The sequence below is a fragment of the Huijunlia imazamoxiresistens genome (assembly GCF_037132455.1).
Classification (GTDB): Bacteria; Bacteroidota; Bacteroidia; order Chitinophagales; family Chitinophagaceae; genus Flavisolibacter; species Flavisolibacter imazamoxiresistens.
Map to the genome: position 1 here is coordinate 144,334 of NZ_JBBBEI010000010.1, position 16,404 is coordinate 160,737.

A 16,404-nucleotide genomic window follows, 5' to 3' on the forward strand; every position below is an offset into this window, starting at 1 on the left:
CGGCACCTCTTCTCCCCTATTTTAACTTCCTACATCAGCTACTTTTTCTAATTTGCGGACTTTTATCATCTCAACCATTTACAGCAGCGGTTTATGTTAGCGGGTTTACAAAATGTTACGTTCGAATTCGGCGCCAGGGTGATTGTACGGGATGCCACCTGGCATATCCATCCCCAGGAGCGCATCGGCCTCATCGGCTATAACGGCACCGGCAAGTCCACTCTTTTGAAAGTACTGGCCGGCGAATACCAGCCCTCGGCCGGCACCCTGGAAAAAGGCCGGTTCACCACCATCGGCTACCTGCACCAGGACCTCCTGAGCTTCGACACCAACGAATCCATCCTCGAAGTGGCCCTCCATGCCTTCGACCAGGTAAAGGTGCTGGAAAAAGAACTGGCCCGCCTGACCGAAGCCATCGAAAAAGCCCCCACCGACGAGCTCTACCTCGAATACAGCCACAAGCTGCACGACTTCGAAGAAGCCGGCGGCTATACCGTGGAGCACCGTACCGAGGAAGTGCTCCAGGGCCTGGGCTTCGCCAACGAAGACCTCCAGCGGCCCTACAAGCAATTCAGCGGGGGCTGGCGCATGCGCGTGCTGCTGGCCAAGATGATCCTGCAGCAACCCGACCTGCTGCTGCTCGATGAACCGACCAACCACCTGGACCTTCCCTCGATCGAGTGGCTCGAAAAATATTTACAGCACTACAAAGGCGCCGTGGTGATCGTGAGCCACGACCGCTACTTCCTCAACCGCATGGTGAAGAAGGTCGTGGAGCTGTACCAGAAAGAACTCCATTTCTACAACGGCAACTACGAATTCTACGAAAAGGAAAAAGTACAGCGCGTGGAACTGCAGCAGCGCGCCTTCGAAAACCAGCAGGAATACATCCGCCAGCAGGAACGCTTTATCGAACGCTTCCGCGCCAAGGCTACCAAAGCCGCCGCCGCCCAAAGCGCCATGAAACGCCTGGACCGGCTGGACCGCATCGAGGACGTGGAGATCGAGCGCCCCAACATCCGCATCAACTTCAACGTGGACAAAACCCCGGGCAAGGTGCTGGTGGAACTGAAGCACGTATCGAAGCAGTTCAAGGACATCGAGATCCTGCGCAACGCTTCGGCCGAGATCGAGCGGGGCGACAAGATCGCCCTGGTGGGCGCAAACGGCAAGGGTAAATCCACCCTGCTGCGCATCATCGGCGGCACCGAACCCATCGAAGGCGAACGCAAGTGGGGCCACAACATCGACGAAGGCTTTTACGCCCAGCACCAGTTGGAAGCGCTGAACGTCAACAACACCATCCTGGAAGAAATGAAGGAGGCCGGCACCCAGAAGACCGAGCTGGAGCTGCGTACCGTACTGGGCTGCTTCCTGTTCAGCGGCGACGATACCGACAAAAAGATCCGCGTGCTGAGCGGGGGTGAAAAAGCCCGCGTGGCCCTGGCCAAGACCATGATCTCCAAGGCCAACTTCCTGCTGCTCGACGAACCGACGAACCACCTCGACATCCACTCCACCGAGCTGCTGATCGACGCCCTTAACCGCTACCAGGGCAGCTTTATCCTGGTGAGCCACGACCGCTACTTCATCTCCAAGACCGCCAACAAGATCTGGGAGATCGTCGACCACCAGATCAAGGAATTCAAAGGCACCTACCAGGAATGGGTAGACTGGAAGGAACGCATGCAGAAGGAACAGGAAGAGCAGGTACGAAATACGAAGTCAGAAGTACGAAGTAAAGAAAATACGCCGAAGCAGAAAGAACCCGTACCGGAAGCCCAACCGGCCAAAACCGTTTCTTCCGCCGCCCAGGCCGATGCCCGCAAGGAACTGCAGCGCCAGCAGCGTGCCTTCCAGAAGCTGGAAGAAGACCTGGCCAAACACAATAAGAAAAAAGCCGAACTGGAAGCCCAGCTGGCCTCCCCGGACATTTATACCAACAAACAAAAATTCGTGGAAACCGAAGCCGCCTACCAGAAGCTTTCCCAGCAACTGCAACAGCTGAACGCAAACTACGAAGCGACGTTCGAAAGGATTATGGAGCTGGAAGAGTTGGCGAAGTAAGTTCCTGAGTTTCTGAGTTCATTGGAAAAAAGCATATTGGTTTTCTTAGCCCGTTTTTTCCTGCCGGAGTTACGTCAACTGAGGAACTCAGGAACTTAGGAACTCAGAAACTTTCCATGGGATTTCGTACCTTTTCTGGTACTAACCTCATTTGCCATGAAACGAATCCCGCTCCTTGCTGCCGGCCTCGTATTGGCAGCCGTCTTCTACGCCTTCACCAGCAAACGTCCTCCTGCAGCAAAACCCTTTGATGTGGCCGCTTTCAAGGCCGCCCGCATGGTCAGTTGCACGCCCGACCGGGCTTATATCAGCCAACTGCTCGACAAGCTGGACATCATGCCCATGCCCGGGGCAGGCAGCTATAAATGGAACATCCCCAGCACCAACGACAGCGCCCGCTTCTATTTCAACCAGGGCATCAATATGTATTACGGCTTCCACATTATCGAAGCCCTCGCCTCCTTTAAAAAAGCCGCGACGTTCGATCCCCAGGACCCGATGGTGTGGTGGGCACAGGCCCTGGCCTACGGCCCCAACATCAATGACGTAGGCTATGCCGCTGCTCCCGATGCGCTGGAAGCCAGCAAAAAAGCGTTGGCACTTAAAGAAAAGGCAACGCCGCCCGAGCAGATGCTCATCGACGCCATGACCAGCCGCTACAGCGCCGATACCACCATCTCCCGCGCCCAGCTGAACCAGGCCTATGTCGACGCCCTGTACAAGGCTTACCAGAAATTTCCCAACCAGCCCGACGTTGCGGCCCTGTATGCCGACGCCCTGATGCTGCAGCACCCCTGGGACTACTGGCACCCCAACGGCCGTCCCAAGCTCTGGACACCGCTCATCCGCTCGGTACTCGAGTCCCTGCTGACCCGTGCGCCCAAACACCCCGGCGCCAACCACTATTATATTCACGTCATGGAGGCCTCGCCCTTTGCCGCCGAGGCCCTGCCCAGCGCCGAACGCCTGGGCGCGCTCACGCCCGGCCTGTCCCATATGGTGCACATGCCGTCGCACATTTACCTGCGTACCGGCCATTACCAGAAGGGCGCGCAGGTGAACGAGGAAGCCGTGGCCCAGTACGAAAAGTATAAAGCCCTGTTCCCGGCCGTGCAGGAAAACGCCTTTATTTACCTCTGGCACAACCGCCACATGCAGGCCACCAACGCCCTGCAGGCCGGCCGCTACGACTACGCCAAAAAAACAGCGCTGGAACTGCAGCAGGTAATGGACACCGCGGCCCTGTCGCTGCCCGCCCCCCTGGGCGCCGCCATGACCTATTTGTACATGACGCCGGTGCTGGTAGACGTGCATTTCGGCAAATGGCAGTCCCTGCTCGACCTCCCCCGGCCGGCAGACCAGAATCCGTACGCCAACGTACTGTACCATTTTGCCCGGGGCATGGGCCAGGCCGGGCTAGGAAAAACCGCCGAGGCCACCCAGGAGCTGGCCAGCCTGACCACCCGCCTGCGGGATACGACCCTGAAAATTCCCATGGCTTCCTTCTCCCCCGCCATCGAGGGAGCAACGGTAGCCGAAAAGCTGCTGGAAGGGTTCATTGCCCTGAAGGAGGGCCGCCGCGACTCCGCCATTGCCGCCTGGGAAAAGGCGTCACGGGTAGAGGAAAACATGGTGTACATGGAGCCCCGCGACTGGCTGGTGAGCCCCAAACAGTTCCTGGGTACCGCCTACCTGGAAGCGGGCCAGTGGGCCAAGGCCGAGGAGATCTTCCGCAGCGACCTGCAAATGAACGCCCAGAACGCCTGGTCGCTGCAGGGACTGCTGAAAGCCCTGGAACAGCAGGGAGATAAACAGGACCAGAAGGAAGTGAAAAAGCTCCGCGAAAAGCTGTCCAAAGCAGCCGCCAGCGGGGAACTGGTGCTGGTGAAGCGGGTGTTGTGAGGAATTGGTTCATTGGTTAATTGGGAATTAGGGACGGCAAAACAAAGACCTGACAGATTGTAAGAAAACCTGTCAGGTCTGGAAGTACTGTTGGTACCATTATATTTCCTTGCCATCGGTCAGGGAAACCACTGCAGGGGCAGCTTCACACTGTCCGAGCGGGGATCCCATGAGCCGGCGCAGCAGGGGAAGCACCTCTGCCTGGGAGGCAATACTGCATTGGGCTGCGGTGCTGCCGAAGCCTACCTTGATGGTATAGCCCCGGGCCTTCAGCCCGCGGAACATGTCCTCATCCGTGGTATCGTCGCCGATGCAGAGGGTAAAGTCGGGATGGTAATGGTTGAAGATGGTGCTGGCCGTGGCGCCTTTATCTACGCCGATCAGCCGCACTTCGATGACCTTGTTACCATCGATGACCTGCAACTGGGTATTGGCGGTCAGCTGCAGCAGGCTGTTGCGCAGCTCCCGCGAACGCACAAAGCCCAGGTCGGGATTGGTGTTGCGGTAATGCCACGCCAGGGTGTTTTTCTTTTCTTCCAGGAACGAGCCGACACAACGGCTGACAAACAATTCCAGCAGCGGGCGGATCTGGTTTTTCCATTCCCCCGTACTGGCCACCGTATACTGCCAGTCCTCGTTTTTATAGCGGATGCAGGCGCCGTGCTCGGCCACCAGGGTCAGGGGCAGGTGCCCCAGCCAGCGCTGCAGGGTATCGGCATCGCGGCCGCTGATCACCACCACCTCGTTGGCGTTGTCCGTCGACAGCTCGGTCAGCAGCTGCAACAGCTCGGCGGAGGGAACGGCCAGCGACGGCAGCTTGACGATGGGCGACAGGGTGCCGTCGTAATCGAGCAGGATGCACCGCTTCGACGCCTTGCGGTAATCGGCCACGATCTGCTGTACCAGCCGTTCTCCCAGCACCTCCACCTTTTGCTTTTCCTGTTCTTTTTTCGTTTCCGCCAGCTGGCCCAGGAAGTCGTTGATCCACTTGATGACGTCATAATCCGACAGCCGCCGCTGCATGGGCGCCAGCCGCCCCTGCTGTTCGGCCAGGGGCATGAGCAGGGCCGTATTCAGGGCATTCACCACTTCCTCGGTATCGGTGGGGGTCACCTGCAGCGCCTCGTTCAGCTCGCTGGCCGCGCCGGTCAGCTCGCTGAGGATCAGCACGCCCTTATCCTCGCAGGAGGCAATGAACTCCTTGGCCACGAGGTTCATGCCGTCGCGCAGCGGGGTGATCAGCGCCACGTCGGCCACCTTGTACAAGGCACAGAGCTCCTCGAAGGAAAGGTGGTTGTAGCGGTACACCACCGGCGCCCAGCTGAGGGTGGAAAAGCGCCCGTTGATGGTGCTGACCTTTTCCTCGATCAGCCGTTTGCGCTCCACGTAGGTGGGGATCACGTCGCGGGAGGGGATCACGTTCAGGATGAACACCACCTTTCCCCTCCATTCGGGAAACTTATCGAGGAAATCCTCGAACCCCTGCAGCCGGAAGTCCAGGCCCTTGGAATAATCCAGCCGGTCCACCGAAAAGATGATCTTCATGTCGCCGTAATTTTCCTGCAGCGAGGCGCGGACCGACGCCACTGCCTCGCCCCGGATGGCCTCGCGGAATTTTTTGTAGTCGATGCCGATGGGAAATACATCGGCTTTGATGAGGCGGCCACGGTACTGGATGGTGGTGAACTGCGAGTCGCCCTTCAGCCCCATTTTTACCGACTGGATAAAATGCTGCACGTAGTCGAAGGTATGGAAGCCTACCAGGTCGGCACCCAGCACGCCCTGGAGCAGCATGCGCTTCCAGGCGGTGGGCAGCAGTCGGAAGAGCTCGTACGAGGGAAAGGGTATATGCAGGAAAAAGCCGATGGTGGCCTCCGGCAGCCGTTCCCGCAGCATTTGCGGCAGGGCCATCAGCTGGTAGTCGTGTACCCACAACACATCGCCGGGTTGGGCAATGGCGACCAGGCGGTCGGCAAACGCCTGGTTCACGGCCACGTACGCCTCAAAGTATTCCTTTTTGTAGGTGACCAGCGAGGGAAAATAATGAAAGAGCGGCCAGAGCGTGGAATTAGAAAAGCCGTTGTAAAAAGCGTCGTAAGCTGTTTTTTCCACGAATACCGGCTCGATCTGGTAATCGGACTGGAGGGATCCGCTTTCGTTGGCGGCATTCCAGTCCTCCACCGGGGCATCAAGGGTGCCCACCCACATCTGGCCGGAGAAGTGAATGGCGGCCTCTTCTTCCCGTTCCAGGTAACTTTTGATGGCGGACACCAGCCCGCCCGAACTTTGCCGCACCGTAATATTACCGTCCGTCCGGTCCAGGGTAAAGGGGAGCCGGTTGGAGATGATGATCAGTCGTCCCATGTATGCATCTTTATTAGGGGAGGCAGCCCAAAAAACAGACCGGAAGCAATGGGCTATAAGCAACAGGCAAAAGGCAATAGAACTGTTTATTTACCCCGGCACTTGCGGCTTTTTGTGCCCACATTTCCTTCCCTGCCGGGAATGATTCCCGGCGTTAAGCACCCGGTAAAATACAAAAAGCCCCGGCTCGCTGGGGCAGGCCGGGGCTTTTTGTATATCCGCGAACGCTAGTTGTCGAACTTCTTTTTCAGTTCGGCCAGTTTGCTCTGGAAGGGGTTCAGCGCTTCGGGCTTTTTGGAAATGCCTTTCTCGCGGCCGCCCTGGGGCATCTTGTCGCGGGAGGGGGCACCGCCTTTGGTGAGGGTGGCCTTTTCCCGGGGCGCGCCCTCTTTGGCTTTCGGTCCCTGGTCCTTCATGGACAGGGCGATGCGCTTGCGGGCCACATCCACCTCGGTGACGGTGACCATCACCTTCTGGTTCAGCTTTACCACCTGGTTGGGATCGGTCACGAACTTGCTGCTCAGCTGCGATACGTGTACCAGGCCGTCCTGCTTCACGCCGATGTCCACGAAGGCGCCGAAGTTGGTGATGTTGGTGACGATGCCCGGAACGGTCATGCCGGGGCGCACGTCCTCGATGGACTTAATCGTAGCATCGAACTGGAACTCCTCGATGGGGTTGCGCGGGTCGCGGCCCGGCTTTTCCAGCTCTTTCAAAATATCCTCGATGGTGAATTCACCTACTTTTTCAGAAATGTATTTTTTCCGGTTGATCTGCTTGCGCAGCTCGGCTTTCTTGATCAGTTCTTCCAGCGAGGCCTGCACGTCCTTCGCCATTTGTTCCACCACGCCATAGCTTTCGGGGTGCACCGACGAATTGTCCAGCGGGTTGGGAGCGCCGGGAATGCGCAAAAAGCCGGCACTCTGCTCAAAGCTCTTGGGGCCCATCAGCGGCACCTTCTTCAGCGCTTCGCGGCTGGCGAACGGCCCGTGCGCCGCGCGATAGGCCACAATATTGGACGCCAGGGTGCTGTTGATGCCCGACACGTACTGCAGCAGGTGCTTGGAGGCGGTGTTTACGTCCACGCCCACGAAGTTCACGGCGCTTTCCACCACGCGGTCCAGGGCGTCTTTCAGCTTTACCTGGTTCACGTCGTGCTGGTACTGGCCTACGCCGATGGACTTGGGATCGATTTTCACCAGCTCGCTCAGCGGGTCCAGCAGGCGGCGGCCGATGGAGATGGCGCCCCTTACGGTGACGTCGTGGTCGGGGAACTCATCCCGCGCCACTTCGGAAGCGGAATAAATGGAAGCGCCGCTTTCGTTGACCTGGAAGACACTCACGTGCTTGCCGAAGTCGATGCTGCGCACCAGGGTTTCCGTTTCGCGGCCGGCGGTGCCGTTGCCCACGCCGATGGCTTCGATCTCGTAATGGTCCACCAGCTGCTTCAGCACCACGATGCTTTCCTGCCAGTTGTTCTGCGGCGGGTGGGGATAAATGGTCGTGTTGTGTACGAGGTTGCCCTGGGCGTCGAGGCACACCAGCTTGCAGCCGGTGCGGAAGCCAGGATCGAGGGCCAGCACGCGCTTGGAGCCCAGGGGCGAGGCCAGCAGCAGCTGCCGCAGGTTCTCGGTAAACACCTGGATGGCGTCGTCATCGGCCTTGTTCTTGCTCGACAGGCGGAATTCGTTTTCGATGGACGATTTCAGCAGGCGGCCGAAGGAGTCGTCCACAGCCTTCTTCACCTCGTTGGCAACGGGGCCGGAGCCTTTCACGAAAATTCGGTTGAGCTCGTCCACGGCCGTTTCCTTTTCCACGCCGATGTCCATCAGCAGGAACCCTTCTTTTTCGGCGCGGCGGATGGCCATCAGGCGGTGCGAGGGGCATTTTTCCAGCGGCTCGTTGAACTCGAAGTAGTCGCGGTATTTCTGGGCTTCGGGCTCGTCCTTTTTGCTTTCCAGCACCTTGGCCGACAGCTTGCCGGTTTCAGTAAACAGCTGGCGTACCTTGTTGCGGGCCTGCTCGTTCTCGCTCACCCACTCGGCAATGATGTCGCGGGCGCCCTGCAGGGCCTCCTTGTTGTCCTTCACCAGGTCGTTGAGGAACTTGGCGGCTTCGGACTCCAGGTCCAGCTCGCCCTGCTCGAACAGCAGGCGGGCCAGCGGCTCCAGGCCTTTTTCGATGGCCACGGTGGCGCGGGTCTTCCGCTTGGGCTTATACGGCAGGTAAATATCTTCCAGTTCGGTGGAGCTGTAGCAGTCCTCGATGCGCTGTTTCAGCTCGGGGGTAAGCTTGCCCTGCTCATCGATGGTTTTCAGCACGGTTTCCTTGCGCTTGTCCAGCTCGGTGAAATACGCGATCTCCTCCACCACGTTGCCGATGGCCACCTCGTCGAGGTTGTTGGTGGCTTCCTTGCGGTAGCGGGCCATGAAGGGGATGGTAGCCCCTTCGCTCACCATCGTGTTGATGTTGGTGACCTGCTTCAGCGTCAGCGCCAGTTTTTCGGCGATCTTTTGAATATACTTCTGTTCCATTACACTTTTAATTAATTGCCCTTCCAGATTTCCGGGGGGAAGCAAATGTAAAGAGTTTGCGGTTTGCAGGGAATGGTTTGTGCCAGAAGTGCTGCGATACCCGGCAGGGGCCAAAGCCAGCCATAATACCTAAGAAAAAACTCTTATATTTACAAGCATTTTCTCCGACCCTGCGATGGGGAAAAATCAATATCGCTACGGCAACCGTTTCGCTCCCCCGTTCCCTCCCGTGGCCGCCGGCATCTTTCACCTGGGGGCGGGTTGTCCTGGAAAGGGCAGCCCGACCGATACCTGTTACCGCTTTATTAACCTCAATCTTTTTTTATGAAACAGCTACAGTTGTTTTTCCTGCTGTTCGCCGCGGCCGTACTGTTTGCCTGTCAGAAGGACATAGAACAAACAGAAGGGGCAACCGCCGCCACAGCGCCTGCATCGGTGGCGCCTGAAACGGCGCCTGCTGCCTGGTCGGGCTGGCAGACCCTGGGCGGCAACATTACCTTCACCCCCGCAGCCGTGTATTCCGATGCCGGCCGGGTGCTGATCTTTGCCCGGGGCACCAACAAATCCCTCTCTTACCGTACCTACAACGGCACCGCCTGGTCGGCCTGGCAATCCCTGGGCGGGAACCTGACCTCCAGCCCCTCCGCAGTTTATTACGGAACCGGAAAGATCATGGTCTTTGCCAAGGGTCCCAACAACCTGCTCTGGTACCGGGCCTATAATGGCACCACCTGGAGCGGCTGGCAATCGCAGCCCGGCCTGATCACTTCCGACCCGGCCGCCATTTTCTACGGCAGCGGCCGGGTGATGGTGTTTGCCAAAGGCGCCGACAATGCGCTCTGGTACCGGGCATACAGCGGCACCGCCTGGAGTGGCTGGCTGCCCCTGTACGGGATCCTTACCTCCAACCCGGTCCCGGTATACTTGGAATCCGGCAAGCTGATGGTCTTTGCACGCGGCTCCGACTTGTCCCTGTGGTACCGGTATTATAATGGCGCGGCCTGGGGCAACTGGCAGAGCCTGGGCGGCGCCCTGGCCTCCTACCCGGCGGCCGCTTACGGCGGCAGCGGCAAGGTGCTGGTCTTTGCCAGGGGCACCGACAACGCCCTGTGGTACCAGCACTACAACGGCACTACCTGGAGCGGCTGGCTACCGTTGCAGGGCACCATCAGCCTCGACCCGGCAGCCGTTTACCGCGAACAGGGAAAGGTGACCGTCTTTGCCCGGAGCACCAACAACGCCCTGTGGTACCGCGATTATAACGGCACCACCTGGAGCGCCTGGCAATCCCTGGGCGGCACCCTCACTTCCAACCCGGCAGCGGTTTACCGCGGGGCCGGCAAGGTGGTGGTCTTTGGCAAAGGCGCCGACAATGCCTTGTGGTACAACCGCTTCGACTAGGGCCGATGGGTCCTTTGACGCCCTCCCCTCACCCGCAGCCGGCCCCTGCCGCCGGCCGCGGGTTTTTGTTTGCCCGCTCCCCGTTCAGGCAACTGTTGTTATCTTTAGTTCCCTTAACCCTTAGCTATGGATGTAAAGAACAATATTCTGGAGACGATCGGCAATACACCCCTGGTACGGCTGAACAAGATCACTAAAGACCTTCCCTGCCCCGTTTACGCCAAAGTGGAATACTTCAACCCCGGCAACTCCACCAAGGACCGCATGGCCCTGAAGATGGTGGAAGTGGCGGAGCGGGAAGGAAGGCTGAAGCCCGGCGGCACCATCATCGAATGCACCTCGGGCAATACCGGCATGGGCCTGGCCATGGCCGCCATCGTCAAGGGCTATAAATGCATCTTTACCACCACCGACAAGCAGTCGCAGTCCAAGGCCGACATCCTGCGGGCCCTGGGCGCCGAGGTCATCATCTGCCCCACCAACGTGGAACCCGATGACCCGCGCAGCTATTATTCCGTGGCCGCCCGCCTCAACCAGGAGATCCCCAACTCCTTTTTCCCCAACCAGTACGACAACCTGGCCAACCGCCAGGCCCACTACGAAACCACGGGCCCCGAGATCTGGCAGCAGACCGACGGCCAGGTAACCCACGTGGTGGTGACCGCCGGCACCGGCGGCACCGTCACCGGCATCGGCATGTACCTGAAGGAAAAGAACCCCGCCATCCAGGTGTGGGCCATCGACGTGTACGGCTCGCTGCTGACCAAATACTTCCGCACCGGCGAGGTGGACATGAACGAAGTGCACCCTTACATCTCCGAAGGTTTTGGCGAAGACTTCGTACCGGCGAACTACGACATGAGCGTGATCGACCACTTCGAACAGGTAACCGACCGCGACGGCGCCCTGCTGACGCGCCGCCTGGCCAAGGACGAAGGCCTGTTCTGCGGCTACAGCGCCGGCTCCTGCATCCAGGGCCTCCTGCAGCTGAAGGACCGCCTGAAGCCCACCGACCTGGTGGTGGTGCTGCTCCACGACCACGGCAGCCGCTACGTAGCCAAGGTGTACAACGACCAGTGGATGGCCGAACGCGGTTTTTTGGAAGTAAAAACCTTCAAAGACATCGTGCTCTCGCGTCCCCGCCAGGCCCTCATCACCATGGAGGGGGGCCAGACGGTGGCCGAAGCGGTGGAACTGATGCGCCAGCACGATATCGAACACATCCCTGTCACCCGCGAAGGCGTCCTCATCGGCTCCATCAGCGAGAACGGCCTGTTCCAGAAAGTTTTTCACAACCCCGAGATCCGCCACCAGAAAGTGGAGGCCGTGCTGGAGCACCCCTTCCCCCTGGTGACCTTCGACACCCCCGTGGAAAAGCTAGGCTCCCTGATCAACAAGGAAAACGGCGCCGTGCTGGCCAAGGACGAAACCGGCAACTTCCACATCGTTACGCAATACGATGTGATCCAGGCGCTTGCATAAGAAAGTTTACGAGTTTACAAGTTCACGAGTTTACGAGTTGTTTCGGGCCGGGAAGAACGCGTAAACTTGTAAACCCGTAAACTCGTAAACTTGAAAAGCAGGATCATCTCGCTCGTGCCGTCGCAGACGGAATTGTTGTACCATTTAGGACTGGAACAGGAAGTGGTGGGCATCACCAAATTTTGCGTGCACCCCGAAAGCTGGTTCCGCAGCAAGACCCGCGTGGGCGGCACCAAGCAGCTGCACCTGGACACCATCCGGCAGTTGCGGCCCGACCTGATTTTGGCCAATAAAGAGGAAAATGTAAAAGAGCAGGTGGAGACCCTGGCGCAGGAGTTCCCGGTGTACACCAGCGATGTGGCCGACCTTGCAGGGGCGCTGGAAATGATCCGCGCCTTGGGCGCCCTCACGGGAAAGGCGGCCGAAGCCGGCTTGCTGGCGCAGGAAATAGAAAAACGCTTTTTGCAGTTGCGCCGCTCGGTGCGGCCGCTGCCGCTGCGCACCGCCTACCTGATCTGGCGCCAGCCCTACATGACCGTGGGCGGCGATACCTTTATTAATAATATGCTGCGGGCCGCCGGCCTGGAAAATCTTTTTGGGGGCCGCACCCGCTACCCGGTCACATCGGTGGAAGAACTGCAGGCCCTGGGCTGCGAGCTGCTGCTGCTTTCCTCGGAACCTTATCCTTTTAAGGAACAGCACAGGATCGAGCTGCAGGCCCTCCTGCCGCAGGCGCGGATCGAGCTGGTGGACGGGGAACTATTCAGCTGGTACGGCAGCCGCCTGCTGCTCGCCCCTGCTTATTTCGGGGAACTTCATCAAAAAATAACGGCGCAATAAGCGCTGCCCGGGCAGGGAAAAGCGACGGATCGCTCCCTTTTTATGCGTCATTATTACACTTATTTTCCTAATATCAATTATGAAAACGGCGGCAGTCGGATAGAGAAACTGCTTATCTTAGCGCAACTTAAAAATTCCCTGTAACTCAAAACCACTTTACTACATGAGTAAGTACAAAGCCGGGGTGCTTTTCGGTGACGAACTGGAAGCCCTTTACAAAGACGCTCTTGAAAACGAATTTGCACTGCCCGCCGTTAACACCATCGGCACCAACTCTATCAACGCTACCCTGGAGACCGCAGCCAAAGTGAATTCTCCCGTGATCATCCAATTCTCCAACGGCGGCGCCCAGTTCATCGCCGGCAAGGGAATGCCCAACGATAAACTGCAGGCCAACATCGCAGGTGCCATCTCCGGCGCCCTGCACATCCACAACGTAGCCAAATACTACGGCGTGCCCGTAGTGCTGCATACCGACCACGCCGCCAAAAAATGGCTGCCCTGGATTTCGGGCCTCATCGATGCCGGCGAGCAGTTCCACAAAGAAAAAGGCCAGCCCCTGTTCTCCTCGCACATGCTGGACCTGTCGGAAGAGCCTATCGAGGAAAACATCGAAACTTCCGTGGAATTCTTCAAGCGCATGGCGCCCCTGGGCATGAGCATCGAGATCGAGCTCGGCGTGACCGGCGGTGAAGAAGACGGCGTGGACAACAGCGGCGTGGAAAACGACAAGCTGTATACCCAGCCCCAGGACGTAGCTTATGCCTACCACGAGCTGAGCCAGGTCGGCAACCTGTTTACCGTGGCGGCCGCTTTCGGCAACGTGCACGGCGTGTACAGCCCCGGCAACGTGGAGCTGCGCCCCGAGATCCTGAAGAACAGCCAGGAGTTCGTGTCCCAGAAATACGGCAAAGGCAAAAAGCCGGTTTACTTCGTGTTCCACGGCGGCAGCGGCTCCCCGCAGCACCAGATCCGTGAGGCCATCTCCTACGGTGCCATCAAGATGAACATCGACACCGACATGCAGTGGGCATTCTGGGAAGGCATTCTGAACAACTATAAGAGCAAAGAAGCCTACCTGCAGGCCCAGCTGGGTAACCCCGAAGGCGCCGACAAGCCGAACAAAAAATACTATGATCCCCGCGTATGGCTGCGCAAGGGTGAAGAAGCCTTCGTAAAGCGCCTTGAAGTGGCCTTCGAAGACCTGAACTGCATCAACCGCAACAAATAGTCTCCATGCCGGGACAATGAAATAGCCTTAATCAAAAAAGCCTTTTCCATTTGGAAAAGGCTTTTTTGATTAAGGCTGCAGCACGGTCTCACCGGCAAGGTTAACCGAATAGCGGGGCTGCCCCTGGGCGTTCAGTTCCACGGCCAGGTTAATCTTTTTATCGGGCCTGGAAAGCGTTTAAAAACAAAATGGAGTACTGCAGCGCCACCGGCGCTGCAGTACTCCATTTGTCAAACAAAGGGTTATTTATTTACGACCACCTTGTACTTGGACACGGTATGGTAGGTTTGTCCGGGTTGCAGGATGGTGTTGGGGAATTTGGGTTTGTTGGGCGAATCGGGGAAGTGCTGGGTTTCCAGGCAGAGGGCGGCGTGCTGTTGAATGGGCTTGCCGTCGCGGTTGATCAGCTTGCCATCGAGGAAGTTGCCGCTGTAGAACTGCAGGCCGGGCTCGGTGGTGTACACTTCCAGGGTGCGGCCGCTGATCGAATCCGACAGCTCGGCCACCTTGGACAGGGACGAATCCTTCTTGTTCAGCACCCAGTTGTGGTCGTAGCCGCCGGGCACCTGTGCGATGCGGGCGCCGATCTTGGTCTTCGAGGTGAAGTCGAAGGGCGTGCCTTTCACGGACTTGATCTCGCCGGTGGGGATCAGGGTGTTGTCCACGGGGGTGTAGTTATCGGCATCGATCTGCAGCGAGTGGTCGAGGATGCTGTGGGCCACGTCGCCGGACAGGTTGAAATAGCAGTGGTTGGTGAGGTTCACCGGGGTGGCCTTGTCGGTGGTGGCGCTGTAGTCGATCTGCAGCTCGTCCTCGTCGGTCAGGCTGTAGGTCACCTTGATGTTCAGGTTGCCGGGATAGCCTTCTTCGCCGTCTTTGCTCAGGTACGACAGGGTCAGCGATTTGCCGTCGCCGCCGGGAGCCGCATCCCACACCACTTTGTCATAGCCCTTGTTGCCGCCGTGCAGGTGTTGCTTGCCGTCGTTCGCCGCCAGCTGGTAGGTTTTGCCGTCCAGGGTGAACTTGGCGTTGCCGATGCGGTTGCCGTAGCGGCCGATGAGGGCGCCGAAGTAAGGAGGTTTGTTCAGGTAGCCCTGCAGCGAATCGTAGCCGATGACGATGCTGCTCCTTCCTCCGTTCTTGTCGGCAGTGATCCAGGAAGTAACGATACCGCCGTAGTTGGTAATCTTCACTTCCGATCCTTTGCTGTTGGTAAGGGTGTAGAGGGAAACTTTTTTTCCGTCGGTTTCGCCCCAGTCGGCGGGCGCAACGGCTGCCGGTGCCTGGGTGGTGTCGGCCCCAGTTTTTGACTGGCTGTCATTGCTGCCGCAGGAGGCCATCGCGGAAGCCATCATCACGGCAATGCAAAAACGTTGAAACGAGTGCTTCATGACTGTAATTCAGTTTTTTTGTGTTATGATATTAAAACGGTAAACTTAACAGATTTCTGAATTACAGCCTTCCTCCAATTGTCTTTTTCTTTCTACAAAACCGGTCAACCCCAATCTAATTTATTGTAGCCTATTGCCTATTGCCTATTGTCTATTGTATCCGCCACCATCAGGCTGCAGCCGCGCACATCCGAGGCGTCCATGCGGCCCAGCACCTCGAAGCTGCCGTCGGGATAGAGGCGGCCCACGTCTTCGGTGGCGATAAAGCTGCAGGAGTAAAGGTTCGCGAGGTCGATGATGTTGAGCGCGCCGGTCAGGGGGCGGTCGGTAGCGGCCGCTACCGCCAGGGGATCATCCTCTTCCCGCACCAGCACCCGCATCCAGGAGGGCGGGTAAAAGCGGCCGTGGCCCTTCGAATAGGCCTGCGACAGCAGCTCGGTCATGCCGTATTCCGAATGAATGTGCGCCAGGCCGAAAGCCCCCTGCAGCAGGGCGTGCACTTCGTCGCGGAGCAGTTCTTTCTTCCGCCCTTTCATGCCGCCGGTTTCCATGACGATCGTATGGTGCAGCGGCATCGGGAAGGCTTCGGCAAAGTCCAGCAGGGCGTAGGTCACCCCGATCAGCAGTGCCTTCTGGCCGGCGCCTTCCAGCCGTTGCAGGGTCTGCGCCAGCTGCCGGTGGTCGTACAGGTAAAACCCGTTCTGCGGGTGGCCGCTGATCTCGATCATCCGTTTGACCATGTACACCAGCGACGAGCTGCCCCGCTCGAGGTAGGAAGGCAGCAGGCCCAGGATGCAGTAATCGGTAATGGGACCGTAAGCCGCCTCGAAAGCCGCCACGAAGCTTTTTTCATAGAGCCCGGCATCCCGCACCAGGTGGCGGCTGTTGACGCTGCCGGTAGTGCCGCTGCTTTCAAAAACCACTTCGGGCGTAAAGGAGGAGGTGGCGATGTTATGGCTTTTAAAAAAGGAGATCGGCAGGAAAGGGATCTGCCCGATGGTGCGCACGGTTCCCGGCCTGCAATTTAACGCGCCCGCAAAACGTTCATAGAGCGGGTTGCCGGCATACTGAAATGCGAAGGCCCTGAGGGCCTTTTCGGTAAAAGAGGCTGCGGGTGAGAAAATATATTCGTCAATGCCGGTTTCCATAAATCCGTAATAAGCTCAAAGTATTAAATTTGTTTCGTTCACAA

The 16,404-nt window shown here is 58.3% G+C and carries 10 protein-coding genes; 6 read left to right on the forward strand and 4 right to left on the reverse strand.

Annotated elements, in window-relative coordinates:
* Positions 1-93: 93 nt before the first annotated feature.
* Together abc-f and V9K67_RS13990 are read left to right on the forward strand one after the other, a co-directional pair.
* Positions 94-2,067, forward strand: coding sequence for a ribosomal protection-like ABC-F family protein (gene abc-f / locus V9K67_RS13985; protein ID WP_336723460.1), 1,974 nt, complete (start codon positions 94-96; stop codon positions 2,065-2,067).
* Between the two features lie 156 nt (positions 2,068-2,223).
* Complete coding sequence (locus V9K67_RS13990; RefSeq protein WP_336723461.1) at positions 2,224-3,969, forward strand: tetratricopeptide repeat protein; 1,746 nt, start codon at positions 2,224-2,226, stop codon at positions 3,967-3,969.
* A 99-nt stretch (positions 3,970-4,068) separates the two neighbouring features.
* Here V9K67_RS13990 and V9K67_RS13995 read toward each other — a convergent pair whose 3' ends face one another.
* Positions 4,069-6,333: a bifunctional alpha,alpha-trehalose-phosphate synthase (UDP-forming)/trehalose-phosphatase gene (locus tag V9K67_RS13995; RefSeq protein ID WP_336723463.1), complete on the reverse strand. Its 2,265-nt coding sequence runs from the start codon at positions 6,331-6,333 to the stop codon at positions 4,069-4,071.
* 227 nt (positions 6,334-6,560) lie between these two features.
* Entirely contained in the window at positions 6,561-8,867 is a 2,307-nt protein-coding gene (locus tag V9K67_RS14000) for a Tex family protein (protein ID WP_336723465.1), read from the reverse strand.
* Between the two features lie 324 nt (positions 8,868-9,191).
* Here V9K67_RS14000 and V9K67_RS14005 point away from each other — a divergent pair, with 324 nt between their 5' ends.
* The 4 genes from V9K67_RS14005 (at position 9,192) to fbaA (ending at position 13,821) form a co-directional block, all read left to right on the forward strand.
* Positions 9,192-10,268: a PLL family lectin gene (locus V9K67_RS14005; RefSeq protein ID WP_336723466.1), complete on the forward strand. Its 1,077-nt coding sequence runs from the start codon at positions 9,192-9,194 to the stop codon at positions 10,266-10,268.
* 126 nt (positions 10,269-10,394) lie between these two features.
* Positions 10,395-11,750: a pyridoxal-phosphate dependent enzyme gene (locus tag V9K67_RS14010; protein WP_336723468.1), complete on the forward strand. Its 1,356-nt coding sequence runs from the start codon at positions 10,395-10,397 to the stop codon at positions 11,748-11,750.
* 90 nt (positions 11,751-11,840) lie between these two features.
* Positions 11,841-12,590 carry a helical backbone metal receptor gene (locus tag V9K67_RS14015; protein ID WP_336723470.1) on the forward strand — a complete coding sequence of 250 codons (750 nt, stop codon included), beginning with the start codon at positions 11,841-11,843 and terminating at the stop codon, positions 12,588-12,590.
* A gap of 163 nt (positions 12,591-12,753) precedes the next feature.
* The gene (gene fbaA, locus V9K67_RS14020; protein WP_336723472.1) at positions 12,754-13,821 is read left to right on the forward strand and encodes a class II fructose-bisphosphate aldolase; all 1,068 of its coding nucleotides are present in this window, start codon (positions 12,754-12,756) and stop codon (positions 13,819-13,821) included.
* A 242-nt stretch (positions 13,822-14,063) separates the two neighbouring features.
* On the opposite strand, the gene V9K67_RS14025 is transcribed toward fbaA, so the two are convergent.
* Together V9K67_RS14025 and V9K67_RS14030 are read right to left on the reverse strand one after the other, a co-directional pair.
* On the reverse strand, positions 14,064-15,212 hold the full coding sequence (locus V9K67_RS14025; protein WP_336723474.1) for an aldose epimerase family protein: 1,149 nt from the start codon (positions 15,210-15,212) through the stop codon (positions 14,064-14,066).
* Between the two features lie 137 nt (positions 15,213-15,349).
* On the reverse strand, positions 15,350-16,360 hold the full coding sequence (locus V9K67_RS14030) for a long-chain-fatty-acid--protein ligase (RefSeq protein WP_336723476.1): 1,011 nt from the start codon (positions 16,358-16,360) through the stop codon (positions 15,350-15,352).
* Positions 16,361-16,404: the final 44 nt, after the last annotated feature.